Source organism: Rhodococcus sp. LMD, from assembly GCF_056108245.1.
In genome coordinates this window covers 3,293,882-3,318,889 of record NZ_CM148557.1, presented here as the reverse complement: position 1 = coordinate 3,318,889, position 25,008 = coordinate 3,293,882, and the positions used below count along the sequence as shown (strand labels likewise).

Genomic DNA, 25,008 nt, shown 5'->3' with positions numbered 1-25,008 from the left:
CATCGTCGTGATGCCCGAACTACCGCAGCCTACCCCACGCCGGGATGCTCGTCGGCGCACGCGTCGAGACCCACCCACTCGGACAGACCGTCGTCGAATCGCTGCCGCTTCCAGATGGGGACCTCGCGTTTGATGCGTTCGACCAGTTCGGCGCACACGGCGAAGGCTTCGGCCCGGTGCGGTGCCGCCGCCGCCGCTACCAGCGCGAGATCGCCGATGGTGAGATCGCCCACTCTGTGGACCGCGGCGACCGGCAGTCCCGAATCGGCAGCCACCTGTTCGCAGCAGCGGCGCAGGAAGTGCTCCGCCTCGGGATGGGCCTGGTACTCCAGCGCCTCGACCGAGCGCCCCCCGTCGTGGTTGCGCACCACGCCGCTGAACACCACGACCGCGCCGTGCTCCGGGCCGGCCACGGCGGCGTCCACGGTTCCCGGATCGAGCGGTTCGCTCGAGATCCGCGCCAGCAGTTCACTCATGCGCTCCTCCTCCGGCGACCTGAGCCAGCAGGTGGCCGAGAATCGGCTCGAGCACCGCCAGCCCGTCCTTCACGCCGCCCGGCGAGCCGGGCAGATTGACCACGACCGTGCGGCCCACGAGTCCGGCCACACCGCGCGACAGCGACGCGTGCGGGGTGACCTGCAGGCCGCGCAGGCGGATGGCCTCGGCGACCCCCGGCAGCTCGCGGTCCAGCAGTGCCAGCGTCGCTTCCGGCGTCGCATCCGTCGGGGAAGCACCGGTCCCACCGGTGGAGATCACGAGTGCGGGATCGCCGGCGAGCGCATCCTCGAGTCCCCACGCGATGTCCGCGTCGGCGTACACCAGCGGACCGCGCACCGTGAAGCCGCGCGTCTCGAGGAATTCCGCGATCAGCGGGCCCGTCCTGTCCTCCCGCGTACCGGCGGCCACACCCGTGGACGCGACGAGCACCGTCGCCGGTGCGCCCGTCTGCTCGACGAACTCGGCGTCCTCCGGCGCGACGGTCCCGGCCTCCCCGGCAGTGGTGGTCTCCTCCTCGCGACGACGCCAGTGCCCGCGTTTGCCGCCGTCCTTCGAGAGCAGCCGCACCCCGTTCAGCGCCGCGGCGGGGTCGACGGCCTTGACCATGTCGTGCAGCGTCAGCCCGGCCACCGCGACGGCGGTGAGGGCTTCCATCTCGACGCCCGTGGGGCCCTTCGTCTTTGCCGTGGCTTCGATCGTGATCGCGTTGCCGGTGAACCCGAAGGTGACCTGCACCGACGACAACGCGAGCTGGTGACACAGCGGAATCAGCTCCCACGTGCGCTTCGCCGCAGCGATCCCGGCGATCCGCGCGGTGGCGAGCACGTCCGCCTTGGGCATGTCGTCGGCCCGCACCAGCGACACCACCTCCGCGGTGGTGACGAGCTCGCCGGCGGCGACCGCGACGCGGGCGGTGTCGGACTTGCCGGACACGTCGACCATCCGGGCGCGGCCACGGTCGTCGAGGTGGCTCAGCGGCCCGCTGTCGGGCGTGGTGACGTCGTGCGGTTCGGTCATAGAGGCAGCACCCTTACGAGTTCTCCGGGTTCGAGGCCCGTGGTGTCGGCGGGGATGTCGAGCAGCACATCCGCGGTGGCCATCGCGGCGATCAGGTGGGACCCGGCACCGGGGATCGCCACCACGGCGTCGCCGTCGCGCCGTCCGCGCAGGAACTGACGCTTGCCGGGAACGGAGGCGAGACTCGTTGCCAGAGGGCGCTTCTCGGGGTCGATCGCGGGCAGGCCCGCGGCGGAGCGCAGCACCGGCCTCGCGAACACCTCGAACGAGACCAGTGCGCTGACCGGATTGCCGGGAAAGGTCAGCACCGGTACCGCATCCACGAGCGCCGTGCCCTGCGGTCCGCCCGGTTGCATCGCCACGGAGACGAACTCGGCACCGCGCGGGCCGAGCACGTCCTTGACGACTTCGAAGTCGCCTTTCGACACCCCACCCGAGGTGAACACCACCTCGGCCACGGAGGCAGCGTGCGCGAGTTTCGCTGCGAACACCTCCGCGTCGTCGCCGCTGCGATCCACCGAGACCACCAGCGCGCCGTTGGCGGCCGCGCCGGCGGCCAGGGCCGGCCCGTTCGAGTCGTGGATCCTGCCCGTCGCGAGAACGCTGCCGCCGGGCACCAGTTCGCTGCCGGTCGAGATCACCGCCACGCGCGGCCGGGTGCGGACGGGCACGTGGGTGAGACCGACGGCGGCGAGGGCCGCGACGTGCCGGGCGGCGACGACGGTCCCCGCCGGCAGCAGGGGGCGGCCGCGACCGATGTCGCTGCCGCGTTCGCGCACGAACGCGCCCGGGGCGGGCGCTGTGCGCACGGTGACGTGACCTCCGCCGTCGGTCACGGTGTCTTCGACCGGGACGACGGCATCGGCGCCGACGGGCAGCGGCGCCCCGGTCATGATCTTCGTCGCAGTTCCCGGCACGTGCGTCGACTCGCCGTCACCGGCTGCCAGGACGGCACGAACGGGCAGGGTCACCGGTGCGGTGGTGACCGACGCCGTGTCGACCGCGTAGCCGTCCATCTGGGAGTTCCGGAAGGTGGGCAGGTCGATCGGAGCGACGAGGTCCTCGGCCAGTACCCGGCCGAGCGCCTCGAGCAGCGGGACCGGCTCGGTGCCGCGGATCAGCAACGGGGAGAGCAACGTCGCCACGTGTCGCGCATGCTCCTCCACCGACCGCCTGCCGCCCGCCATGGACCAATCCTAGGCACATCGGTCACGGCGCCGTGCGGCCTCGTCCGGGTCGTGTCCGTGCTCCTCCCACGCGACGGGGCGCGCGACGGCATACTGAGGGTCATGAGGACGGAGGCCCGATGACGGCGGTGCACGTGGGGATCCCGGCGGTGCGCCCTGCCGCGGCCGACGACGTCTCCGACCGGCCCGACACCCCCGTACTGCTGGACCGGTTCGGGCGCGTCGCCCGCGACCTGCGGGTGTCGATCACCGAGAAGTGCTCGCTGCGGTGCACGTACTGCATGCCCGAGGAGGGTTTGCCGGCGATCCCGCGGGAGCGGCTGCTCAGCGCCGAGGAGATCGTCCGTCTCGTGGCCGTCGCGGTGCACCGGCTCGGTATCCGGGAGGTCCGCTTCACCGGCGGCGAACCGCTCATGCGGCGGGACCTCGAGCAGATCGTCGCCGGGTGTGCCCGTGCCGTCCCCGGCATCCCGCTGGCGGTGACGACCAACGCGGTCGGTCTCGCCCATCGTGCCCAGGCGCTGGCGGAGGCGGGCCTGACCCGGGTCAACATCTCCCTCGATTCGGTCGACCGCGCGCGGTTCGCGCAGCTGACCCGGCGTGACCGGCTCGATTCGGTGCTGGACGGGATCCGCGCCGCCAAGGCGGCGGGGTTCGCGCCGGTGAAGGTCAATGCCGTGCTGATGCCGCAGACCCTGGACGGGGCTACGGACCTGCTGGCCTGGTGCCTCGACGAGGGCGTGCAGCTGCGGTTCATCGAGCAGATGCCGCTCGACGCCGACCACGAGTGGGCCCGCGCGAACATGGTCCCCGCGCAGCGGCTGCTCGACGTGCTGGCCGCCCGTTTCTCCCTCACCGAGGTGGGGCGCGAGGATCCGTCCGCGCCGGCCGAACGCTGGGCGGTCGACGGCGGGCCCGCGACGGTCGGCATCATCGCGTCGGTGACCCGGTCGTTCTGCTCCGACTGCGACCGCACCCGCCTGACCTCGGAGGGCACCGTGCGCTCGTGCCTGTTCAGCGACCGGGAGACCGATCTGCGGGCGGCGCTGCGCGGCGGGGCGGGCGACGACGAACTCGCCGCGCTGTGGCGCGGCGCGATGTGGAACAAGTGGGCCGGGCACGGCATCGACGCGGCGGACTTCACGCCGCCGCAGCGCAGCATGGGAGCAATCGGTGGCTGAGACGACGACGGGTATCGAGGTGCGGTATTTCGCCGCGGCGGCGGATGCGGCCGGGGTGGAGAAGGAGACGGTGGCGTTGCCGCCGACGGCGGACCTGGGCGCGCTGAAGGCGGCGCTGGTCGACCGGCACGGCGCCGAGATGGCGCGCGTGCTGTCGGTGGCGGCGTTCCTGGTCGACTCCGAACTCACCCGTGACCTCGGACGCGCCGCCGGCCCGGCGGTCGACGTGCTGCCCCCGTTCGCCGGCGGCTGACGGGATCGCCCGCCCGGTGCCGGGTGCCCGTCAGCGCCACCAGGTGTCGAGCGGCGACACCGGCACGGTCCGCTTGTGGCGGGTGTTCAGGTACGTCCGTTCGAGCTTCTCGGCGAGCGCCGGGGTGACGTCCTTGCCCTCGAGATAGTCGTCGATCTCCGCATAGGTCATACCCAGGGCCACCTCGTCCGGAAGGGCGGGCCGATCCTCCTCGAGATCCGCGGTCGGGACCTTCTGCCACGTGCTGTCGGGAGCCCCGAGTTCGCGGAGCAGGGCCGCGCCCTGCCGCTTCGTCAGGCCGGTGAGCGGGGTCAGGTCCACCCCGCCGTCGCCGTGCTTGGTGAAGAACCCGGTCACCGCCTCGGCTGCATGATCGGTCCCGACGACCAGAAGCCCGAGCTGACCGGCGATCGCGTACTGCAGGATCATCCGCTCACGGGCCTTGATGTTGCCCCGCACGAAGTCGCTCAGCTGCGACCCGTTGCCGTAGATCTCGTGCATGGCCTGCCCGGCCTCGGCGGCGGAGGCATCGGCACCGGGCTTGACGTTGATCCGCAACGAGCGGTCGGGGCCGATGAATTCCATCGCGACCTGCGCGTCGTGCTCGTCGGACTGTTCGCCGTAGGGCAGTCGCACGGCGACGAACTCGGCCTCGTGGCCCTCCGCGCGCAGTTCCTCCGCGGCGAGCTGGGCGAGGCGGCCGGCGAGTGTGCTGTCCTGGCCGCCGCTGATGCCGAGAACGAATCCCTTGGCGGAACTCGACACGACGTAGTCCTTCAGGAACTGCACGCGGGACCGGATCTCCGCCTGGGGGTCGATCGTCGGCCGGACGCCGAGTTCCTCGATGATCTGCGCGCGAAGGTTCGTCATCGTTCGAACCCTAGCGGGACGTCCGGCGGTGTGCTCGGGTGACATGCGCGGCGCGCGGCGGGCACACTCGTGACGATGAGCAGCGACCTCTTCCGCAAGCACCGGGCCGGGGCCCACCCCGACTTCTTCCGGGCAGAGGCCGCAGGGCTGGCCTGGCTCGCGGCCGCGGGCATGTCCGTCGTCGCCGTCCGCGAGGTCGCGGCGGACCACATCGATCTCGAGCGGTTGACCGAGGTGGCCCCCAGCGTCGCCGCGGCCCGGGGGTTCGGTGCGCGCCTCGCCCGCATGCACGCTGCGGGCGCCGGCGGGTTCGGTTGCCCACCGGACGGATTCGACGGCCGGCTGTTCATCGGCAAGCGCCCGATGAGCAGCACCGTCCACGCGAGCTGGGGCGAGTTCTACGTGGCGGAACGGGTCGCGCCGTTCCTGCGGATCGCGGTCGACGCCGGCAGCGTCACCGCGGCGCAGCTGCCGGACATCGAGCAGGCCTGCGCGCGCGTCGCCGCCGGCGAGTTCGACGACGACGAGTCGCCCGCCCGCCTGCACGGTGACCTGTGGAACGGCAATGTGCTGTGGACCGCCGCGGGTGTGGTGCTGATCGACCCGGCGGCGCACGGCGGTCACCGGGAGACGGATCTGGCGATGCTGGAGTTGTTCGGCTGCCCCCACTTCGACGAGATCGTCGCGGCCTACGACGCCACGTGCCCGCTGCGCGAGGGGTGGCGCGAGCGCGTGCCGATGCATCAGCTGCATCCGCTGGCGGTGCACGCGGCGGGCTACGGTGCAGGGTACGGGCGGGCGCTGCACCGGGCGGCGCTCGCGACCCTCGCGCTGGGAGAGAAGAGTTGACCGAGATCCTCGTCGTCGCCGCCACGAAGTCCGAGGCAGCGCACGTCCCGGCGCGCTACGAGACGGTGATCACCGGCATCGGCAAGGTGCACGCAGCCGTCGCGGTGACCGAGGCGCTGGCCCGGCACCGGCTCGGGACCCCGCCGACGGTGGTCAACATCGGGACCGCCGGCGCGCTGCACGTGCACCACGGCGGGCTCTACCTGCCGTCGGCGGTGATCAACCACGACATCAGCAGCGAGGTGCTGCGCAGCCTCGGCTATCCGGTCGAGGACGTACTCGAACTCGACGACGGCGACGGGACGGTGCTCGCCACGGGCGATTCCTTCGTCTCGGACGCGCAGGTGCGTGACGCGCTCGCCGCCCGCGCCGACCTCGTCGACATGGAGGGTTTCGCGATCGCTCTCGCCGCGTCCCGCATGGGCGCGCCGTGCCGGCTGGTCAAGCACGTCAGCGACCACGCGGACGAGACCGCGCTGGACTGGCCGGCCAGGGTCGACGCCAGCGCCCGCGAACTCGCGCAGTGGCTGGTGGAGCGGTACTGAACCGGCTCGTCAGCGCGCGGTGTACCCGAGACCGGTGACGCCGTCCGCGGCGGTCAGTCGCATCTGCGCGCCCTCGACCGTGTAGCGCACCTCGCCCGACAGCACGGCCAGGACGGCCGACTCGATGTCTGCGAGCTCCGGGTCGGGGCACGCCGCGCGGGTGGTGGCCAGCGGCCCGAACGTCAACGCGGTGTCTCCGACGGCGGCGTTGCCCGTGAACCGGTTGCAGCCGGTGCTGCCCGAGACCGTGCCGTCGGCGGCGACGGTCAGCGTGGGCGCGGCCTTCTCGAGGACCCGGGAGGTCGAGACCGCGGTGGCCGTGACGAGCTCGGTGAGCACCCACTGCGTGCCCACGACGGGACGGTCCGGGTCGGCGACCGTGCGGTCGAGCAGTGAGACGGACACGTCGCCGCCGTCGAGGGTCAGCACGTCGCCGTCGAGGTGCCAGCGCGGCTGCGCGGCGAACAGGTCGGACAGCCAGGTGTCGGCGCCGTCGATCGGCGGCGGGCACGACATGAGGGTGCTGGCGAGCCGATCGGCGCGCAGCACCCCGTCGGCGAGATCGACCGCGCCCACCGACCGGTTGCAGCCGGCGGTCGCGGCGATCCGGCCCGACTCGGGGAACTCCACGACGAGGGGTCCGCCGCCGGGAATCGGTGGGCCCGACACCGCGGTGGAGACGAAGGCGCGTCCCGTGAGCACGGCGGGGTCCTGGGGCGCGGTGGCGGCGCCGTCGCCCGCGCAGGCGGCCGTCGTCGCCGCCAGGGTGAGGAGCACCGAGAGCCCGAGCGTCCGCAGCATGCCGGTCACCGTACCGTCCGCCCGGCGGCGGCCGGTGCCGTGACGACGCGGCGCGCGAGGTCCGCCCACCCGTCGGCGAGCCGGTCGAGCGAATACCCGAGATCGCGCCACTGATGCAGGACCAGGGTGGCCTCGAGGGGGGCGAACAGGGACTGGGCCAGCAGCGGCAGGTCGCCGTCGACCCCCGCGGTGCGCAGCAGGAACTCGATGTGGGTCAGGCTCACCGCGCGCGCCGGGGCGTTGAACCGGGCTTCGGCGGAGCTCTCGGCGGCCCGCAGCACCTCGCCCTGCACCTCCACGAGGCGGATGCGGGCCCGGCCGAACGCGACGAGCCGGTCGACGGGATCGGCGCCGGGGCCCAGGGGCGGGGGACCGGTGAGGAACTGCCGCTGCAGTGCCTGTTCGGAGTGGTCGAGCAGGGCACGCATGAGTCCCGCGCGGGAGCCGAAGCGCCGGAAGACGGTGCCCTTGCCGACCCCGGCGCGGGCGGCGACGGCATCCATCGTGACCGCGTCGACGCCGCGTTCGGCGACGAGGAGCGAGGCCGCCTCGAGGAGCCGGCGCCGGTTGCGGGCGGCGTCGCATCGTTCGACGCTCTCGTCCCCGGCGAGCGGCAGTAGCGGAATGTCCACCACGTCACAGTACCGCCCGGGAACATAAGTGGACCGCAGTCCGTTTATAGTGGCGTCAGACCCGGACACCCGAATCGAAGGAACACTCCCATGTCCCAGACCCGCGTTCTCGCTCTCGTCGGCAGCCTGCGCTCCGCCTCCGTCAATCGCCGCCTCGCCGAGACCGCGGCCGCCGTCGCGCCGCAGGGTGTCGAGGTCGCCGTGTACGAAGGCCTCGCCGAGGTGCCTTTCTACAACGAGGACCTCGACGGCGAGCCGGGCGCGCCCACCGCCGCCGAAGCGCTGCGCGTCGCGGCGAACGAGGCCGACGCCCTCCTGCTCGTCACCCCCGAGTACAACGGCACCATCCCCGCCGTCCTCAAGAACGCCATCGACTGGCTCTCCCGCCCGTACGGCGCCGGTGCCCTGGCCGGCAAGCCCGTCGCCGTGATCAGCGCCTCACCCAGCGGCAACGGCGCCAAGTGGGCGCTCGAGGAGACCGTCAAGGCGCTCGGCATCGCCGGCGGCCGGACCGGCCTGCAGCTGTCCATCGCCGGCACCCTCGACAAGTTCGGCGACGCCCACCCGAAGGAGAACGCCGAGGTCGCCGGGCAGATCTCCGCGCTGCTCTCCGAGCTTGCCGCCGCGCGTCGCGAGCTCGTCGACGCCTGACCCGATCACGCCTCGGACGGCCCCGGACCGCGCGCGGTCCGGGGCCGTCGGTGTCTGTGCCCGATTCCCGTCCGCGGCCGTGATTGCCGGGGCATGCTGCGGGGAATACCTCGCCAGTCCCCATCGCGACGGAGGAGCCCATGGCGCACGAGAGCGACAGTCCCGGCGAACACGAGCACACGATCACCCTGCGCGTCGACGGCCGTGAGCGCCGCTGCACCGTCGACGTGCGCACCACGATCCTCGACGCCCTGCGCGACCGGCTCGGGATCTACTCTCCGAAGAAGGGCTGCGACCACGGTCAGTGCGGCGCGTGCACGGTCCTGCTCGACTCCCGGCGCATCGTGAGCTGCCTGTCGCTCGCAGTCGCCCACGACGGCGCCGACGTCGTCACCGCCGCCGGGATCTCGGACGACGGGCCGTCGCACCTGCCCCAGGCGTTCGTCGAATGCGACGCGTTCCAGTGCGGCTACTGCACGCCGGGCCAGATCTGCTCCGCTGTCGGCATGTTCGACGAGATGGCCAAGGGTGCCCCGAGCCACGTCACCGCGGACCTCACCCAGGATCCCGAGCCGACCGACGACGAGATCCGCGAACGCATGAGCGGAAACCTGTGCCGCTGCGCGGCCTACCCGAACATCGTCGAAGCGCTCCGGCACGTCGCGCGCGGGGAAGGACACTGCTCGTGAAGACGTTCCGCTACGAGACGCCCGCCGATCCCGCCGCCGCGGTTGCCGCGGTCGCCGGCCACCCGGGCGCCGCCTACCTCGCCGGCGGCACGAACCTGGTGGACCACCTCAAACTCGGGGTCACCGCGCCCGACGTGCTCGTCGACGTCTCCCGTCTGCCGCTCGACGTCGTCGCGGAGACCGCAGAGGGCGGACTGCGGGTGGGCGCCAACGTGCGCAACAGCGACCTGGCCGCCCACCCGATCGTCCGCCGTCGGTACCCGGTCCTGTCCCGGGCACTGCTGGCCGGGGCGTCCCCGCAGCTGCGCAACATGGCCACCACCGCCGGCAATCTGCTCCAGCGCACCCGCTGCGTGTACTTCCGGGACCCGTCGACCCCGTGCAACAAGCGCGCCCCGGGCAGCGGCTGCACCGCACTCGGCGGCTACACCCGCTACCACGCCGTCCTCGGCGCCTCCGAACACTGCGTCGCCACCCACCCGTCGGACATGGCGGTCGCGCTGCTCGCGCTCGACGCCGAGGTGACGGTGCTCGGCGCGCAGGGGGAGCGGTGCATTCCCGTCGAGCAGCTCTACCGCCTTCCCGGCGACAGCCCCGAGCGCGACACGGTGCTCGAGCGCGAGGAGCTGATCCTGCACGTCGAGATCCCCGCCCCCGAGGGCGCCGTCTCGACGTACCGCAAGGTGCGCGACCGGGCGTCGTACGCGTTCGCGCTCGTCTCGGTGGCGGCGGATCTGACGATCGTCGACGGGCTGATCACGGGATGCCGCGTCGCTCTCGGCGGCGTCGCGCACCGGCCGTGGCGCGCCCATCGGGCCGAGCACGTCCTGCTGGGCAGCGCCCCCGGCGACGCTGTCTTCGCCGCGGCGGCCGACGCGGAACTCGCCGATGCCCGGCCCCTCGACGGCAACGAGTTCAAGGTGCCGCTGCTGCGCCGCACCCTCGTCTCGGTGCTGCTCGAACTCACCTCGGAGGCAGTCGCATGACCCCCTCGGCCCAGCGCCCGATCGGCACGTCGACGGCGCGGGTGGACGGCCCGCTCAAGGTGGCCGGCGCCGCGCCCTACGCGTACGAGCATCCGTTCGACGACCCCGCCTACCTCGTCCCGGTCACGGCGACCGTCGCGCGGGGAACGGTGACCCGCGTCGAGACCGCCCAGGCGCAGGCCCTGCCCGGCGTACTCGCCGTTCTCACCCCGTGGGATGCGCCCCGGCTGGCGGACACATCGGAGGCCGAGTACGCGGTCCTGCAGGACCCGGCCGTCGCCTTCCGGGGGGAGATCGTCGCCGCCGTGGTGGCCGAGACACCCGAGATCGCCCGACACGCCAGCGAACTGGTGCAGGTCGAGTACGAGTCCGCACCACACGACGTCGCGTTCCGGCCCGATCATCCGCGCAGTTATGCCCCCGAACAGGCCAACGGCGGCTATCCCACCGACTCGGAGCAGGGCGACGCCGCTGCGGCCGAGGTCGCGGAGCGCGACGGCGTCGTGGTCGACGGCTGGTACTCCACACCCGAGGAGCACAACAACCCGCTCGAACCGCACACCGTCGTCGCGGTGTGGTCCGGGGAGTCGTTGACGCTGTACGACTCCACGCAGAGCACCCACGGCGTCGTCTCCACCCTGGCGCCCGTGCTGGGTCTGCGCCCCGAGCAGATGCGGGTGATCAGTCCCTACGTGGGGGGCGGTTTCGGCTCGAAGGGGGCGCCGCACGCCCACGACGTCGTGGCGGCGATGGCGGCGCGCCTGCTGCCCGGCCGGGCGGTCAAGTTCGCGGTGTCCCGGCAGGACATGTTCGGCTACGTCGGGTACCGCCCGCCCACCGTCTCGCACGTCCGGTTGGTCGCGAGCCGGGAGGGGCGGCTCGAGGCGGTGGTACACGAGGCCTTCTCGCAGTCCTCGCACGTGCGTGAGTACGCGGAGCAGACGGCGGTGTCGTCGCGGGGGATGTACGCCGCGCCGTATCGGCGTACCTCGCACCGCATCGTCGCCCTCGACGTGCCTGCTCCCTACTGGATGCGGGCACCGGGGGAGGCGCCGGGGATGTTCGCGGGGGAGGTCGCGATGGACGAGCTCGCGGTGGCGTGCGGGCTGGACCCGATCGAACTGCGAGTGCGCAACGACCCGCCCGTCGACCCCGAGTCCGGACGTCCGTGGTCGTCGCGACGGCTGGTGGAGTGCCTGCGTGAAGGTGCGCGGGTGTTCGGCTGGGATCCGGCCGACCGCACCCCCGGCACCCGCCGCGACGGCCGGTGGCTCGTCGGCACCGGAGTCGCGGCAGCGAGCTATCCGCACCTGCTCAACCCCGGCACCGAGGTCGCGGTCCGCCACGACGGTGACGGTCGCTACACCGTGCGCACGGGCGCCGCGGACATCGGGACCGGTGCGTGGACCGCGCTCACGCTCATCGCGGCCGATGCGCTCGGATGCGGGCCCGAGGACATCCACCTCGAGATCGGTGACTCGGCCCTGCCGAACGCCACGGTCGCCGGCGGGTCCTCCGGCACCTCGTCCTGGGGCACCGCGATCGTCGCCGCGGCCCACGCCTTCCGCAAGCGGCACGGTGACCGCCCGGATCCGGGCGCCGAGGCCTCGGCGACGGCCGAGGAGAACCCCGCCCTCGAGCACTACCGAATCCAGTCGTTCGGCGCGCATTTCGCCGAGGTGCGGGTGGACGTCGACACCGGCGAGATCCGGGTGCCGAGGATGCACGGCGTGTTCTCGGTGGGGCGGGTGGTCAACCCCCGCACCGCACGTTCGCAGCTGATCGGCGGGATGTGCTTCGGCATCTCCATGGCGCTGCACGAGGAGAGCATCCGCGATGCCCGCACCGGGCACGTGGTCAACCACGATCTGGCGGAGTACCACATCCCCACCCATGCCGACATCGGTGACGTGGACGCGACCTGGCTCGACGAGGACGACCTGCACGCGACACCGATGGGGTCGCGCGGGGTCGGGGAGATCGGGATCGTCGGTAGCGCGGCGGCGGTCGTCAACGCCCTGTGGCACGCCACCGGGGCGCGGGTACGACGGCTGCCGGCGCGCCTCGAGGACGTGCTCCCGCACCTGCCCGACAGCGCTGCGGGCGAGTGACGACCTGGGAATATCAAGGCTGTAACTCACAACATCTCGCGTTCTATGATTCTGTCGGCCACTAGGTGTAGTGTCTAGAGCGCTGGAAGGCTTGATCGTTTCCGGTCCCTCGGGGAAGCGGGATCGCAGTGGTACGACGGGCCTCGAGGCACTGCTGTGCAGTCAGTCGTCAGGTTGCCGAAAAGGGGAAGCCATGAACATCACCGTCTACACCAAGCCTGCCTGCGTTCAGTGCAATGCCACCTACCGGGCCCTCGACAAGGCCGGTATCGAGTACTCCGTCGTCGACATCTCGGAGAACCCCGAAGCGCGGGACTACGTGATGGCCCTCGGTTACCTGCAGGCCCCCGTGGTGGTCGCCGGCGACGAGCACTGGTCGGGCTTCCGCCCGGACCGGATCAAGGCCCTCGCCGTCGCCGCCTGACCCCGTCGCGAGCCGACCCACCGCCCCTGCGGCCGGTCGCCGGACCCGAGCGAAGTGATGTGAGACATCCATGACCTCGTTGGTGTACTTCTCGAGCGCATCGGAGAACACACACCGATTCGTCCGGCGACTGGGGTTGCCGGCCACCCGGATCCCGTTGCACGACCGGGCCGGCGCCTTCGAGGTGCACGAACCGTACGTGCTGATCCTGCCGACCTACGGCGGTGGCACCACCGCGACCGGCCGGGACACGAACTTCGTGCCCAAGCAGGTGATCCGGTTCCTCAACAATCCGCACAACCGTGCGCTGATTCGCGGGGTCATCGCCGCCGGCAACACCAACTTCGGCGAATCCTATTGTTACGCCGGGGATGTGGTTTCCCAGAAGTGCAAGGTTCCGTACCTCTACCGGTTCGAACTCATGGGTACCGCCGAGGACGTCGAGCGCGTCCGGGAGGGCCTGACGCAGTTCTGGACGCAGTCGTTGCAGTCGGCCTGACCGCGACCCCACCCGTCCACTCCATCAACGCTGCGCCGCCGTCGGGGGCTACGGGCGCGGCGAACCCGTCTACTCACAGTGGGAGCAAGCACCGTGACCGTCACCGATGCCGCGCCGGCAGCGAGCGCCAAGATCGACGAGTCCCTCAAGGGCCTCGACTACCACGCGCTCAACGCGATGTTGAACCTGTACGGACCCGACGGCGAGATCCAGTTCGACAAGGATGTCGCCGCCGCCCGCCAGTACTTCCTGCAGCACGTCAACCAGAACACGGTGTTCTTCCACAACCTCGACGAGAAGCTGGACTATCTCGTGGAGGAGAACTACTACGAACCCGAGGTGCTCGAGCAGTACTCCCGGCCGTTCGTCAAGCAGCTCTTCGAACACGCCTACTCGAAGAAGTTCCGCTTCCCGACGTTCCTGGGCGCGTTCAAGTACTACACCTCGTACACGCTCAAGACGTTCGACGGCAAGCGCTACCTCGAGCGGTTCGAGGACCGCGTCTGCATGGTCGCGCTGACCCTGGCCGCCGGCGACGAGCAGCTCGCGACCCACCTGGTCGACGAGATCATCTCGGGCCGGTTCCAGCCCGCGACCCCGACGTTCCTCAACTCCGGCAAGAAGCAGCGCGGCGAGCCCGTCTCCTGCTTCCTGCTGCGGATCGAGGACAACATGGAGTCGATCGGCCGCTCGATCAACTCGGCGCTGCAGCTGTCCAAGCGCGGCGGCGGAGTCGCATTGCTGCTCAGCAACATCCGCGAGCACGGCGCGCCGATCAAGCAGATCGAGAACCAGTCCTCCGGCGTCATCCCCATCATGAAACTGCTCGAGGACTCCTTCTCCTACGCCAACCAGCTCGGGGCCCGCCAGGGCGCCGGCGCGGTGTACCTGCACGCGCACCACCCCGACATCTACCGATTCCTCGACACCAAGCGCGAGAACGCGGACGAGAAGATCCGCATCAAGACCCTCTCGCTGGGCATCGTCGTCCCCGACATCACGTTCGAGCTCGCGAAGCGCAACGAGGACATGTACCTGTTCTCGCCGTACGACGTCGAGCGCATCTACGGAGTGCCGTTCGCCGACATCGACGTCACCGAGAAGTACTACGAGATGGTCGACGACAAGCGCATCCGCAAGTCGAAGATCAAGGCGCGCGAGTTCTTCCAGACCGTCGCGGAACTGCAGTTCGAGTCCGGCTACCCGTACATCATGTTCGAGGACACCGTCAATCGGGCCAATCCCGTCAAGGGCAAGATCACCCACTCGAACCTGTGCTCGGAGATCCTGCAGGTCTCCACACCCTCCACCTTCAACGAGGACCTGTCCTACAGCCATGTGGGCAAGGACATCTCGTGCAACCTGGGATCGCTCAACATCGCCAAGGCGATGGACTCGCCGGACTTCGCGCACACCATCGAGGTGGCGATCCGGGCGCTGACCGCCGTGTCGGACCAGACCCACATCTACTCGGTGCCGTCGATCGAGCAGGGCAACAACGACTCCCACGCGATCGGGCTCGGGCAGATGAACCTGCACGGCTACCTCGCCCGCGAGCGCATCTTCTACGGCTCCGAAGAGGGCGTCGACTTCACGAACATCTACTTCTACACCGTGCTCTACCACGCGCTGCGCGCGTCGAACCGGCTCGCCATCGAGCGGGGTACGTACTTCAAGGGCTTCCCCGAGTCGAAGTACGCCTCGGGCGAGTTCTTCGACAAGTACACCGACCAGGTATGGGAGCCGGCCACCGCCCGCGTGCGGCAGCTCTTCGCCGACGCCGGCGTGGCGATTCCCACGCAGGACGACTGGCGCGCGCTGAAGGCGTCGGTCCAGGAGCACGGCATCTACAACCAGAACCTGCAGGCCGTGCCGCCCACCGGGTCGATCTCGTACATCAACAACTCCACCAGCAGCATCCACCCGGTGGCGTCGAAGATCGAAATCCGCAAGGAAGGCAAGATCGGTCGCGTCTACTACCCGGCTCCCTACCTGACCAACGACAACCTGGAGTACTTCCAGGACGCGTACGAGATCGGGTACGAGAAGATCATCGACACCTACGCGGCGGCCACCCAGCACGTCGACCAGGGCCTGTCGCTGACGTTGTTCTTCAAGGACACCGTCACCACCCGCGACGTGAACAAGGCGCAGATCTACGCCTGGCGCAAGGGAATCAAGACGCTGTACTACATCCGGCTGCGGCAGATGGCGCTCGAGGGCACCGAGGTGGAGAACTGCGTGTCCTGCATGCTGTGACGAATCTTGCCGGTACACATCGAAACTCAGGTAGGGAAAGACAGATGACCTCCGCACCCCGCGCGCATTCGCCGTCCCACGGCGCCCACGTCAAACTCGTCGACCGTGTCTCGGCGATCAACTGGAACCGCGTTCCGGACGAGAAGGACTCGGAGGTGTGGGACCGTCTCACCGGCAACTTCTGGTTGCCCGAGAAGGTTCCGGTGTCCAACGACATCCCGTCATGGGGCACGCTCACCGAGTACGAGCAGGAACTGACCATGCGGGTGTTCACCGGTCTGACCCTGCTCGACACGATCCAGGGCACCGTCGGCGCCGTGTCGCTGATCCCGGACGCGGTGACCCCGCACGAGGAGGCGGTGCTCACCAACATCGCGTTCATGGAGTCGGTGCACGCCAAGTCGTACTCGAGCATCTTCTCGACGCTGTGCTCCACCCGCCAGATCGACGACGCGTTCCGCTGGTCGGAGGAGAACGAGAACCTGCAGCGCAAGGCTCAGATCGTCCTCGACTACTACCAGGGCGACAGTCCGCTCAAGCGCAAGGCCGCCTCGACCCTGCTCGAGTCGTTCCTGTTCTACTCGGGCTTCTACCTGCCGATGTACTGGTCGTCGCGGGCGAAACTGACCAACACGGCGGACATGATCCGGCTGATCATCCGCGACGAGGCGGTGCACGGCTACTACATCGGCTACAAGTACCAACGCGGACTCGAGCAGATCACCCAGGCCGAGCGCGACGAGCTCAAGGACTGGGTCTTCGAGCTGCTCTTCGAGTTGTACGACAACGAAACCCAGTACACCGCAGACCTCTACGACGAGGCCGGCCTCACCGAGGACGTCAAGAAGTTCCTGCGGTACAACGCCAACAAGGCCCTGATGAACCTCGGCTACGAGGCGCTGTTCCCCAAGGACGAGACCGACGTCAACCCGGCGATCCTGTCCGCGCTGTCGCCGAACGCCGACGAGAACCACGACTTCTTCTCCGGGTCGGGCAGCTCGTACGTGATCGGTAAGGCAGTCGTCACCGAGGACGAGGACTGGGACTTCTGATCCCCCACCCGCTGTGACCGAATGTCACATGGGTTCGATGTGATCGAACCCATGTGACATTCGGTCGTCGGGCTCAGTTCGAGTAGCCGTTGAGGGTGTTGCGTACGTCCGTCAGAACGGCTTTCGCGGCCACCGGGCCGGGCGTGGACCACACGAGGTCGTCCACTGCGAACAGCCGGCTGTCGGTGACCGCCCCGAGGTCGAGCCAGGCCTCGGAGTCCATCACCTCACTGCCGTGTGCGACGCCGTCCTCGCCGGCGAATCGGACGTAGATCAGGTCGCCCTCCGCGGCGGCCGGGTCGTCCTCGTCGAGCGGGGCGGCGGCACTCCCGTCCTGCACACCGAACCGCTGTGCGGGCGGGCGCGCGACGCCGGTGTCGGCGAGGACCTGGCCGGCGAACGACGCGGTGCCCTCGACGACCGCGCCGTCACCGGTGAACCGCACGATCGACGCCTGGGTCTGTGACGCGGTCGTCGCCGTGCCCACGTCCGTTGCGGTGGCGCGGTAGTCGTCGAGCACTCGGCCGGCCGCCTGTGAGCGCCCGAGTGTCTCTGCGGCGCGGAGGAACTGCTGCCGCCAGAACACCGGATCGGAGCCGACGAGCACCGTCGGAGCGACGTCGCCGAGGCGGCGGTAGAGCTCCGGGTCGGCCGAGGAGCCGAGGATCAGATCGGGCTCCGCACCGTCGATGAGCGCGACGTCGGGCGCCGACGTCGCGCCCACCGAGGGCAGTTCGGCGATGCCGGTGCCGAGGTACTCGGCACGGGCGACGTCGGTGGTCGTGCCGACCACGCGCTCCCACAGGCCCAGTGCGCACACCGCGTCCATCGCGGCAGCGTCGAGGACGACGATCCGCTGCGGGTCGACGGGCACCTCGGAGATGCCGCCGGTGTGGATCACCGATCGGGTGCCGCCGGCGGGCTGGCCCGGATCGAGGGGACTGGGTAGCGCGCACGCGGTCGTGGTGTCGCGTTCGATGCCGACGACGGCAGCCCCGGCGATGCGGGTGGTCGTGCGCACGATGCTGCTCGCCGGATCGTCGGTCGTCTCCGCGCATCCCGCCAGGCCGAGTGCCGCCACGGCAGTGAGGGCGACGGTGCACGTGACGGCGCGGGACCGGGACGCTGCGGGCATACGACCACTCCTGTCTAGGGGACGGTCCAGGTTAACTGGTGTGCGGATCGACCCCGAAAGCCTCGGCGAGGTCGTCGAGGATCTTGTGCGCGCCCTGGACGGACACCGGCGTCATCCAGAGGCTGTCGTCCACGTCGACCTTCCGGCCGCGCAGGTTCTGCCACAGCGGATTGGACAGGAACGGCTGCGCCGCCGCCTCGGACTTGCCCTCCCCGTCGCGGTACATGCTGACGAAGATCACATCCGCATCCGCCTCGCCGATGAGTTCGGGGCTGATCGCATTCATGATGCTGCTCGGATCGGCCGGATCGGGTCCCTGGCTCGCGGGCCGGGCCAGGCCGGCATCCTCGAGGACGATGCCGCTGAACGACGTGGTGCGGTAGAGGCGGGCGGTGGGCTCGCCGGCGAAGCGGACCACCGAGACGGTGGGGTTGCCGGCCGTGGCGTTGATCTCGTCGCCGATGGCTTTCGCCCGGGCCTCGTAGTCGGCGATCTTCTGCTCGGCGAGGTCCTCCTTGCCGAGGGCTCGCGCGGCGAGCCGGATGTTGTCCTTCCAGGTCGGTCCGGTGCTCTGGGAGAACACCGTCGGTGCGATGGCGGACAGCTTGTCGTAGTTCTCGCCGTCGCGCACGTCCGCGGACAGGATCAGATCGGGCTGCAGAGCGGCGACCTTCTCGAGACTCGCATCGGACACCGCGCCGACCGACGTCGCGTCCGCGGCGAACTGCTCGCGCGTGTCACCGAGGTAGTCGGGCAGGCCCTCGGTGCGGTAGTCGACGTAACCGACGAGTTCGGATTCGAGGAGCAGCGTCGCATCCGCATAGCTGGTGTCGAGCGCGACGACCCGCAGCGGCGGGGAGTCGAGAGTGGTCGTTCCGCGGAAGTGCTCGACGGTACGGGGGAAGCCCGCGGTGGCCGGGGCCTGCTCGGCCGTCTCGCCGGAGGAGCAGCCGGCGAGCAGCACGGCCGTGAGGGTCGTCGCGAGCGCGGCGATGCCGCGGCGCAGGGGGAGGGGGTGCAAGGTGAACCTCGTCTCTCGGGACCTTCATACTTAGGAGACGCTTACCTTATGTCCTGGAGGAAACGGGAGGTGCGGGGGGTGGTGGACGGCCCCCGGGTTGCGTGGGTCACAGACCCCCGTGGGTATGCTCGAGGGCCGAGTACGACACTGAGTAGGACCCGGTGAGCGTGCGGTGGTCGCACCGTCTACGATTCGATCAGCGCAAGCCAGAGAACGTTCGCCTCGCACTGCGAGTCGAGCGCGCAATCAGGAGGATTAGTGACTGCCGTAGCGCCCCAGCCAGTCCCGGAGATAGCTGCAGCGAGGCCGTACCCGCCGCGGCAGGGACCCAAGGGCTCGTTCTTCTACAAGATGATCACGACCACGGATCCCAAGATGCTCGGGATCATGTACATGGTCACCTCGTTCGCGTTCTTCCTCATCGGCGGCGTGATGGCTCTGCTCATCCGCACCGAACTCGCGGTTCCGGGTCTGCAGTTCCTGTCGAACGAGCAGTACAACCAGCTGTTCACCATGCACGGCACGATCATGCTGCTGATGTACGCGACCCCGGTCGTGTTCGCCTTCGCGAACTACATCCTGCCGCTGCAGATCGGCGCCCCCGACGTCGCGTTCCCGCGCCTGAACTCCTTCAGCTACTGGCTGTACCTGTTCGGCGCCACGATCGTGACCGCCGGCTTCATCACCCCCGGTGGTGCGGCCGACTTCGGCTGGACCGCGTACAGCCCGCTCACCAGCGAGCTGCACTCGCCCGGCGTCGGCGGTGACTTCTGGGTCCTCGGCCTCGGTGTGATGGGTCTGGGCACCATCCTCGGTGCGGTCAACTTCATCACCACCGTGGTGTGCCTGCGCGCCCCCGGCATGACCATGTTCCGGATGCCGATCTTCACCTGGAACATCCTCATCACCAGCGTGCTGATCCTCCTGGCGTTCCCGCTGCTGACCGCTGCGTTCTTCGGCCTCTTCGTCGACCGCCACCTCGGTGGGCACATCTTCGACCCCGCCAACGGCGGTGTCATGCTGTGGCAGCACCTGTTCTGGTTCTTCGGTCACCCCGAGGTGTACATCATCGCGCTGCCGTTCTTCGGCATCGTCTCGGAGATCTTCCCAGTCTTCTCCCGCAAGCCGATCTTCGGCTACACCGGCCTGGTCTACGCGACCCTGGCGATCGCGGCGCTCTCCATCGCGGTGTGGGCGCACCACATGTACGCCACCGGCGCCGTGCTGCTGCCGTACTTCTCGTTCATGACGTTCCTGATCGCGGTGCCCACCGGCGTGAAGTTCTTCAACTGGATCGGCACCATGTGGAAGGGCCACCTGACGTTCGAGTCGCCGATGCTGTTCTCGGTCGGCTTCATCGTCACCTTCCTGTTCGGCGGCCTGTCCGGCGTCATCCTCGCCAGCCCGCCGCTCGACTTCCACGTGACGGACTCCTACTTCGTCATCGCGCACTTCCACTACGTGCTCTTCGGCACCATCGTGTTCGCCACCTACGCCGGCATCTACTTCTGGTTCCCGAAGATGACCGGGCGCATGCTCGACGAGCGCCTCGCCAAGTGGCACTTCTGGCTGACCTTCCTCGGCTTCCACACCACGTTCCTGGTGCAGCACTGGCTGGGCAACGAGGGCATGCCGCGCCGCTACGCCGACTACCTGCCCTCGGACGGGTTCACCACCTTGAACATCGTCTCGACCATCGGTGCCTTCGTCCTCGGCGCCTCGACCCTGCCGTTCCTGTGGAACGTGTTCAAGAGCTACCGGTACGGGCAGGTCGTCACGGTCGACGACCCGTGGGGCTACGGCAACTCCCTCGAGTGGGCTACCACCTGCCCGCCGCCGCGGCACAACTTCTACGAGCTGCCGCGCATCCGCTCCGAGCGCCCCGCGTTCGAGCTGCACTACCCGCACATGGTGGACCGCATGCGTGCCGAGGCCCATGTCGGCCCGGGCAGCAACAAGCACAACCATGTGGCGCTGAGCGAGGGTGCCGAAAGGACCCCCGCCGACCGCTGATCCGTACCCCGGATCGACGCCTCCCGAGGCCCCGCCCGTCCCCGACGGGCGGGGCCTCGCGCGTTCTGCCGAGGGGACCCCTGCTCACTCGGCACCCCGTTCACCTGCCACAATGAGTGGGCAAGTGCCGCGACTGACGAAGGATCGGAGACGTAGGTGGCGTCTGACACCGCGATGCTGGTGACTGTGACGGGGCCGGACCATCCCGGCGTGACCTCGGTGCTCTTCGCGGCGCTCACCCGGCACGACGTCGATCTGCTCGACGTCGAGCAGGTCGTGATCCGCGGCCGGCTCACCCTCGGGGTGCTCGTCTCCTGCCCCGCAGATCCCGACGCGCTGCAGGACGAGATCGAGGCCGCCATGGCGACCATCGGCATGCACGCCCAGGTCCAGACCGGTGTCGAGCCGGGTATCGGCTCGTCCGTGTCCACACACGCCCTCGTGGTCCTCGGCAGCCCCGTCAGCGCCCGGGCCCTGCGCTCGGTGGGCCGCGAACTTGCACGGCAGGGCGCCAACATCGACTCCATCCGGGGAATCGCCGACTACCCGGTGACCGGACTCGAACTCATGGTCACCGCCGCCGACCCCGGTTCCGAGGCCGACGCCCGACTGCGGGCCGGGCTCGCCGAGCTGGCCGCCGGCCTCGAGGTCGACATCGCCGTGGAACGCGCCGGTCTCGCCCGTCGCTCGAAGCGGCTGATCGTGTTCGATGTCGACTCCACCCTCGTCCAGGGCGAGGTGATCGAGATGCTTGCCGCACACGCCGGCGTGGAGGACAAGGTCCGCGCTGTCACCGAGGCAGCCATGCGCGGCGAGATCGACTTCACCGAGTCGCTGAACCAGCGGGTCGCCACCCTTGCCGGCTTGCCCGCATCGGTCATCGACGAGGTCGCCGAGAACCTCGAACTCACCCCCGGTGCCCGGACCACCATCCGCACACTGCGGCGTCTCGGGTTCCGCTGCGGCGTCGTCTCCGGGGGCTTCCGCCAGGTCATCGACGGTCTCGCCCACGAACTCGAACTGGATTTCGTCCGGGCCAACACCCTCGAGATCGTCGACGGCAAGCTCACCGGCCGCGTCGTCGGTGAGGTGGTGGACCGGGCCGCCAAGGCGCGCGCCCTGCGGGAGTTCGCCGCCGAGGCCGGCGTGCCGATCGAGCAGACCGTCGCCGTCGGCGACGGCGCCAACGACATCGACATGCTCGGAGCGGCCGGACTCGGCATCGCGTTCAACGCCAAGCCGGCGCTGCGTGAGGTCGCAGACACGGCTCTGTCCCACCCGTACCTGGACGCGGTGCTGTTCGTCCTCGGCGTCACCCGCGACGAGGTCGAGGCCGCAGACCGGGTCGACGGCACCCTGCGCCGCGTGCCCCTCGACACCGGTGCCTGAAACCACCGCACCGCACGGTGCCGATGTCGCGGCCGGCCCCGGTGCCGATGTCGTGGCTCGCCCCGGTGCCGATTTCGTGGCTCGCCACGGTGCCGATTTCGTGGCTCGCCACGGTGCCGATGTCGTGGCTCGCCACGGTGTCCTCGCCCGGGGCTACGGGCATCGACCCGACCCGGACGACCCGGGGGCGGTGCTCGCGATGCCGATCGTGCTGCACATCTCCAAGCAGGACCCGCCTGCCCGCAGCGCACTCCTCGAGGCCGCTGCGATGGCGACGGTCGCGTTGTGCCTGGATCCGCGCGTCGGGACCGGACCGGAAGGCGAACCGGGACCGTGGCGCGAGCCCTATCTCGCGTGGACCGCCGCACGAATCCGCAAGGTCAGCCGCCGCGCCCGCGGCGCTCAGTGGCGCGCCGCGCAGGAGGTCGACGGAATCACCGTCGAACACCGCGGTGCGCAGGCCCGAGCGCTGGTCCCCGGACCCGTGGGACACCTGGATCCGCGCATCTCGCGGTTGCAGATCGGGGGCACGGACCTGCCACACGACACTCCGGACGATCCGCCCGCCGGCGTTCCGGTGCTGTGGATCGATGCCGCGCTCGACATGACGGTCGGGAAGGCCGCGGCGCAGGTCGGCCACGCCGCGATGCTGTTCGCCGGCGCCCTCGACGCCGAGCATGCCGGCGCCTGGGCCGAATCCGGTTTCGTGTGTGCCGTGCGTGATGCCGACCCCGCCCGGTGGCGGCACCTGACGAAGCGGGTCGCGGACGGCACGGCCGTGGCGGTGCGCGACGCCGGATTCACCGAAGTGGCTCCGGGGTCGGTGACGGTGATCGCCGTCCCGGGCTGATCACTTCGTGATCCGGAACACGAGCAGGGTCGGCCCCGTCAGGGGCAGTGTCGTGCCGGCGGGCAGCGGTGTGAGGTCCGCCGGTTCGCCGTCGACGGAGCTCGAGTCGAAGACACACACCATGTCGCCGCGATACCACTCGGCCCGGCCGAGTGTGACGGCGGCGGGTCCGCCCGCGTGGAGCACGAGCAGACCGCTGCTGTCCGCCAGCGGAACGCCCGCGCGGGTGACCGTGCCCAGCTGCGAGCCGTCCACCCACGCCTGCAGCGTCCGCCGGTCTTCGTCGAGCCAGTCCGCGTCCTGCAGTTCTCGCCCGTCCGCGCCGAACCACACCAGGTCGGGGTACCCGACCTGACGGGCCCGGCCGTCGAAGAAGCGGCCCTGCCGCAGCACCGGGACCACCTTGCGCAGACGCAGCGCCTGCCGCACGAACTCCACCAGGTCCCGGTCCGCGTGCTCCCAGTCGAGGGGCCAGGCGTCGCGGACCGGGACGTCGGCAGGCACACAGTAGGCATTGTTGTTGCCACCCTGGGAGTGCCCGAACTCGTCCCCGGCGAGCAGCATCGGGGTGCCGGTCGACAGCAGCAGGGTCGCGACGAGCGCACGCACGTGCCGGGCGCGGGCAGCCACGACGAGGGGGTCGTCCGTGGGTCCTTCGACGCCGTGGTCGACGGATTCGTTGTTGTCACTGCCGTCACGGCCCTGCTCGCCGTTGGCCTCGTTGTGCTTGCGCCGATAGCTGACGAGGTCGGCCATCGTGAAGCCGTCGTGCGCCGTGACGAAGTTGATCGACATCCACGGTCGGCGGGTGTGCCGGCCGTAGAGGTCCTCCGAGCCCGCGAGCCGGGAGGCGACCTCCCGAATTCCCGCCCCGCGTGCCCAGAAGCGCCGTACCGAGTCGCGGTAGCGGTCGTTCCACTCCGACCACTGGGGACCGATGTTGCCGAGCTGGTAGCCGGGCAGGGTCGCGTCCCAGGGTTCGGCGATCAGTTTGAGCCGGGTGAGGACAGGATCGGTGGTGATCGCGGTGAACACTGCCGCGCGCGCGTCGAAGTCGCCGCCCCGAGGGCGGGCCAGTGCACTGGCGAGGTCGAACCGGAAGCCGTCCACGCCCATTTCCGTCGCCCAGTACCGCAGGCTGTCGCAGATCATCCGCACCGCCACCGGGGAACTGCCGTCGACGGTGTTGCCGCAGCCCGTCAGATCGATGTCGTGGCCGGTGGCATCGAGGAGGTAGTAGCCGGGTGCGTCGAAGCCCCGCCAGGACACGTGCGGGCCGTCCACCGACCATTCGCAGGTGTGGTTGTAGACCACGTCGAGGATCACTTCCAGTCCCGCCTCGTGCAGCGTGTCGACCATCGTCCGGAACTCCGCGATCTCGTTGCCGGGAGTGGTCGCGTAGCCGGGGTGCGGTGCGAAGTACGACGCGGTGGAGTAACCCCAGTGGTTGCGCATGCCGCGGACCCGTACTGGTGGCTCGGTGAGGAAGGCGTGCACGGGCAGCAGTTCGACGGCGGTGACACCGAGGCCGACCAGGTGGTCGAGGACGGCGGGCGCCGTCAGCCCCAGATAGGTGCCACGCCACTGTTCGGGGACGTCGGGATGGCGGGCGGTGTAGGAGCCGACGTGCAGTTCGTAGATCACCGTCTGCTCCCACGGCGTGCCCGGCCGGTGGTGCCGGGACCCGGCGGGGGTGTCGGTCACCACCGACAGCGGTGTGTGGCCCAGCGAGTCCACGGTCGACGCCTCACCGAACGGGGTGCGTTCGTAGCCGAGGAGGCGGCTCATGTCGCCGATGTCGCCGGTCAGCTGCCGACCCCACGGGTCGAGCAGCAGCTTGTGCGGGTTGGCGCGGAGCCCGGTCCGGGGCTGCCACGCGCCGTGCACGCGGTATCCGTAGCGCTGGCCCGGGCGGACTCCCGGCACCTCACCGTGCCAGACGCCGTACGTCTTGTCCGGCAGGTCGATGCGGTCCTCGCGACCCGTGTCGTCGATCAGGCAGAGCTGGACGCGGCTGCCGTGGGGTGCGTGCACCGCGAACCGGGTCCCGTCGTCGCCGGGGAAGGCGCCCAGAGGAAAAGGACCGGCGCCGGACC

At 70.1% G+C, this 25,008-nt stretch carries 24 protein-coding genes; 15 read left to right on the top strand and 9 right to left on the bottom strand.

All coding sequences use genetic code 11. From position 1 onward, the window contains the following. Positions 1-29 precede the first annotated feature (29 nt). Genes ACWPQI_RS15265 through ACWPQI_RS15255 form a run of 3 tightly spaced genes read right to left on the bottom strand, consistent with a single transcriptional unit; the run spans position 30 to position 2,702 of the window. The gene (locus ACWPQI_RS15265; RefSeq protein ID WP_010594651.1) at positions 30-476 is read right to left on the bottom strand and encodes a molybdenum cofactor biosynthesis protein MoaE; all 447 of its coding nucleotides are present in this window, start codon (positions 474-476) and stop codon (positions 30-32) included. Beyond that, complete coding sequence (moaCB, locus tag ACWPQI_RS15260) at positions 469-1,515, bottom strand: bifunctional molybdenum cofactor biosynthesis protein MoaC/MoaB (protein ID WP_017680847.1); 1,047 nt, start codon at positions 1,513-1,515, stop codon at positions 469-471. The genes ACWPQI_RS15265 and moaCB overlap by 8 nt, the downstream gene beginning before the upstream one ends. Beyond that, on the bottom strand, positions 1,512-2,702 hold the full coding sequence (locus ACWPQI_RS15255; protein WP_043805479.1) for a molybdopterin molybdotransferase MoeA: 1,191 nt from the start codon (positions 2,700-2,702) through the stop codon (positions 1,512-1,514). Before ACWPQI_RS15255 ends, moaCB begins: the two co-directional genes overlap by 4 nt. A gap of 119 nt (positions 2,703-2,821) precedes the next feature. On the opposite strand from ACWPQI_RS15255, the gene moaA reads away from it, so the two are divergent. Together moaA and ACWPQI_RS15245 are read left to right on the top strand one after the other, a co-directional pair. After that, a complete protein-coding gene (gene moaA, locus ACWPQI_RS15250) occupies positions 2,822-3,883 on the top strand; it encodes a GTP 3',8-cyclase MoaA (protein ID WP_048770775.1) in 1,062 nt (353 codons plus the stop codon). After that, entirely contained in the window at positions 3,876-4,136 is a 261-nt protein-coding gene (locus ACWPQI_RS15245; RefSeq protein WP_010594647.1) for a MoaD/ThiS family protein, read from the top strand. The genes moaA and ACWPQI_RS15245 overlap by 8 nt, the downstream gene beginning before the upstream one ends. 30 nt (positions 4,137-4,166) lie before the next feature. Here ACWPQI_RS15245 and nadE read toward each other — a convergent pair whose 3' ends face one another. Continuing rightward, positions 4,167-5,006, bottom strand: a complete 840-nt coding sequence (nadE, locus tag ACWPQI_RS15240) for an ammonia-dependent NAD(+) synthetase (RefSeq protein ID WP_010594646.1) — start codon at positions 5,004-5,006, stop codon at positions 4,167-4,169. Positions 5,007-5,081: 75 nt separating this feature from the next. On the opposite strand from nadE, the gene ACWPQI_RS15235 reads away from it, so the two are divergent. Together ACWPQI_RS15235 and ACWPQI_RS15230 are read left to right on the top strand one after the other, a co-directional pair. Further along, positions 5,082-5,855, top strand: coding sequence for a fructosamine kinase family protein (locus ACWPQI_RS15235; protein WP_010594645.1), 774 nt, complete (start codon positions 5,082-5,084; stop codon positions 5,853-5,855). Next, positions 5,852-6,400, top strand: coding sequence for a nucleosidase (locus ACWPQI_RS15230; protein WP_010594644.1), 549 nt, complete (start codon positions 5,852-5,854; stop codon positions 6,398-6,400). The genes ACWPQI_RS15235 and ACWPQI_RS15230 overlap by 4 nt, the downstream gene beginning before the upstream one ends. A gap of 9 nt (positions 6,401-6,409) precedes the next feature. Here ACWPQI_RS15230 and ACWPQI_RS15225 read toward each other — a convergent pair whose 3' ends face one another. Both ACWPQI_RS15225 and ACWPQI_RS15220 read right to left on the bottom strand, forming a co-directional pair. Beyond that, complete coding sequence (locus ACWPQI_RS15225; RefSeq protein WP_026137785.1) at positions 6,410-7,201, bottom strand: META domain-containing protein; 792 nt, start codon at positions 7,199-7,201, stop codon at positions 6,410-6,412. 5 nt (positions 7,202-7,206) lie between these two features. Beyond that, positions 7,207-7,836 (bottom strand): TetR/AcrR family transcriptional regulator, encoded by a 630-nt coding sequence (locus ACWPQI_RS15220; RefSeq protein ID WP_010594642.1) that lies wholly within the window; start codon positions 7,834-7,836, stop codon positions 7,207-7,209. Positions 7,837-7,923: 87 nt separating this feature from the next. Between ACWPQI_RS15220 and ACWPQI_RS15215 the strand changes: the two genes are divergently transcribed. The 8 genes from ACWPQI_RS15215 (at position 7,924) to nrdF (ending at position 16,504) form a co-directional block, all read left to right on the top strand. Beyond that, positions 7,924-8,484, top strand: a complete 561-nt coding sequence (locus ACWPQI_RS15215; protein ID WP_010594641.1) for an NAD(P)H-dependent oxidoreductase — start codon at positions 7,924-7,926, stop codon at positions 8,482-8,484. Between the two features lie 140 nt (positions 8,485-8,624). Beyond that, positions 8,625-9,173, top strand: a complete 549-nt coding sequence (locus ACWPQI_RS15210; RefSeq protein WP_010594640.1) for a 2Fe-2S iron-sulfur cluster-binding protein — start codon at positions 8,625-8,627, stop codon at positions 9,171-9,173. Further along, positions 9,170-10,159 (top strand): FAD binding domain-containing protein, encoded by a 990-nt coding sequence (locus ACWPQI_RS15205; protein WP_040275046.1) that lies wholly within the window; start codon positions 9,170-9,172, stop codon positions 10,157-10,159. The genes ACWPQI_RS15210 and ACWPQI_RS15205 overlap by 4 nt, the downstream gene beginning before the upstream one ends. Continuing rightward, positions 10,156-12,270: a xanthine dehydrogenase family protein molybdopterin-binding subunit gene (locus ACWPQI_RS15200; protein ID WP_040275048.1), complete on the top strand. Its 2,115-nt coding sequence runs from the start codon at positions 10,156-10,158 to the stop codon at positions 12,268-12,270. The genes ACWPQI_RS15205 and ACWPQI_RS15200 overlap by 4 nt, the downstream gene beginning before the upstream one ends. Before the next feature lie 193 nt (positions 12,271-12,463). After that, entirely contained in the window at positions 12,464-12,694 is a 231-nt protein-coding gene (locus ACWPQI_RS15195) for a redoxin NrdH (protein WP_003936942.1), read from the top strand. Positions 12,695-12,764: 70 nt separating this feature from the next. After that, the gene (gene nrdI / locus ACWPQI_RS15190; RefSeq protein WP_454297008.1) at positions 12,765-13,193 is read left to right on the top strand and encodes a class Ib ribonucleoside-diphosphate reductase assembly flavoprotein NrdI; all 429 of its coding nucleotides are present in this window, start codon (positions 12,765-12,767) and stop codon (positions 13,191-13,193) included. Between the two features lie 93 nt (positions 13,194-13,286). Further along, complete coding sequence (nrdE, locus tag ACWPQI_RS15185; RefSeq protein ID WP_017680840.1) at positions 13,287-15,452, top strand: class 1b ribonucleoside-diphosphate reductase subunit alpha; 2,166 nt, start codon at positions 13,287-13,289, stop codon at positions 15,450-15,452. 44 nt (positions 15,453-15,496) lie between these two features. After that, positions 15,497-16,504, top strand: a complete 1,008-nt coding sequence (gene nrdF, locus ACWPQI_RS15180; protein WP_017680839.1) for a class 1b ribonucleoside-diphosphate reductase subunit beta — start codon at positions 15,497-15,499, stop codon at positions 16,502-16,504. 73 nt (positions 16,505-16,577) lie between these two features. On the opposite strand, the gene ACWPQI_RS15175 is transcribed toward nrdF, so the two are convergent. Beyond that, the gene (locus ACWPQI_RS15175; RefSeq protein ID WP_017680838.1) at positions 16,578-17,639 is read right to left on the bottom strand and encodes an ABC transporter substrate-binding protein; all 1,062 of its coding nucleotides are present in this window, start codon (positions 17,637-17,639) and stop codon (positions 16,578-16,580) included. A 31-nt stretch (positions 17,640-17,670) separates the two neighbouring features. Further along, on the bottom strand, positions 17,671-18,660 hold the full coding sequence (locus ACWPQI_RS15170) for an ABC transporter substrate-binding protein (RefSeq protein ID WP_010594633.1): 990 nt from the start codon (positions 18,658-18,660) through the stop codon (positions 17,671-17,673). A gap of 258 nt (positions 18,661-18,918) precedes the next feature. Between ACWPQI_RS15170 and ctaD the strand changes: the two genes are divergently transcribed. The 3 genes from ctaD to ACWPQI_RS15155 all read left to right on the top strand — a co-directional run bounded on the left by ctaD (position 18,919) and on the right by ACWPQI_RS15155 (position 22,912). Then, positions 18,919-20,673 carry an aa3-type cytochrome oxidase subunit I gene (ctaD, locus tag ACWPQI_RS15165; RefSeq protein ID WP_081005275.1) on the top strand — a complete coding sequence of 585 codons (1,755 nt, stop codon included), beginning with the start codon at positions 18,919-18,921 and terminating at the stop codon, positions 20,671-20,673. Positions 20,674-20,847: 174 nt separating this feature from the next. Continuing rightward, on the top strand, positions 20,848-22,062 hold the full coding sequence (gene serB, locus ACWPQI_RS15160; RefSeq protein WP_017680837.1) for a phosphoserine phosphatase SerB: 1,215 nt from the start codon (positions 20,848-20,850) through the stop codon (positions 22,060-22,062). 124 nt (positions 22,063-22,186) lie between these two features. Further along, positions 22,187-22,912: a peptidyl-tRNA hydrolase gene (locus ACWPQI_RS15155; protein WP_395704366.1), complete on the top strand. Its 726-nt coding sequence runs from the start codon at positions 22,187-22,189 to the stop codon at positions 22,910-22,912. Here ACWPQI_RS15155 and glgX read toward each other — a convergent pair whose 3' ends face one another. Beyond that, on the bottom strand, positions 22,913-24,946 hold the full coding sequence (gene glgX / locus ACWPQI_RS15150) for a glycogen debranching protein GlgX (protein ID WP_017680835.1): 2,034 nt from the start codon (positions 24,944-24,946) through the stop codon (positions 22,913-22,915). Between the last annotated feature and the right edge of the window lie 62 nt (positions 24,947-25,008).

What these genes read in the sequence shown, in the direction of transcription:
- ACWPQI_RS15265 (WP_010594651.1), bottom strand. Translation starts at nt 476, where the DNA reads ATGAGTGAACTGCTGGCGCGGATCTCGAGCGAACCGCTCGATCCGGGA.
- moaCB (WP_017680847.1), bottom strand. Translation starts at nt 1,515, where the DNA reads ATGACCGAACCGCACGACGTCACCACGCCCGACAGCGGGCCGCTGAGC.
- ACWPQI_RS15255 (WP_043805479.1), bottom strand. Translation starts at nt 2,702, where the DNA reads ATGGCGGGCGGCAGGCGGTCGGTGGAGGAGCATGCGCGACACGTGGCG.
- moaA (WP_048770775.1), top strand. Translation starts at nt 2,822, where the DNA reads ATGACGGCGGTGCACGTGGGGATCCCGGCGGTGCGCCCTGCCGCGGCC.
- nadE (WP_010594646.1), bottom strand. Translation starts at nt 5,006, where the DNA reads ATGACGAACCTTCGCGCGCAGATCATCGAGGAACTCGGCGTCCGGCCG.
- ACWPQI_RS15235 (WP_010594645.1), top strand. Translation starts at nt 5,082, where the DNA reads ATGAGCAGCGACCTCTTCCGCAAGCACCGGGCCGGGGCCCACCCCGAC.
- ACWPQI_RS15225 (WP_026137785.1), bottom strand. Translation starts at nt 7,201, where the DNA reads ATGCTGCGGACGCTCGGGCTCTCGGTGCTCCTCACCCTGGCGGCGACG.
- ACWPQI_RS15215 (WP_010594641.1), top strand. Translation starts at nt 7,924, where the DNA reads ATGTCCCAGACCCGCGTTCTCGCTCTCGTCGGCAGCCTGCGCTCCGCC.
- ACWPQI_RS15210 (WP_010594640.1), top strand. Translation starts at nt 8,625, where the DNA reads ATGGCGCACGAGAGCGACAGTCCCGGCGAACACGAGCACACGATCACC.
- ACWPQI_RS15200 (WP_040275048.1), top strand. Translation starts at nt 10,156, where the DNA reads ATGACCCCCTCGGCCCAGCGCCCGATCGGCACGTCGACGGCGCGGGTG.
- ACWPQI_RS15195 (WP_003936942.1), top strand. Translation starts at nt 12,464, where the DNA reads ATGAACATCACCGTCTACACCAAGCCTGCCTGCGTTCAGTGCAATGCC.
- nrdI (WP_454297008.1), top strand. Translation starts at nt 12,765, where the DNA reads ATGACCTCGTTGGTGTACTTCTCGAGCGCATCGGAGAACACACACCGA.
- nrdF (WP_017680839.1), top strand. Translation starts at nt 15,497, where the DNA reads ATGACCTCCGCACCCCGCGCGCATTCGCCGTCCCACGGCGCCCACGTC.
- ACWPQI_RS15175 (WP_017680838.1), bottom strand. Translation starts at nt 17,639, where the DNA reads ATGCCCGCAGCGTCCCGGTCCCGCGCCGTCACGTGCACCGTCGCCCTC.
- serB (WP_017680837.1), top strand. Translation starts at nt 20,848, where the DNA reads ATGCTGGTGACTGTGACGGGGCCGGACCATCCCGGCGTGACCTCGGTG.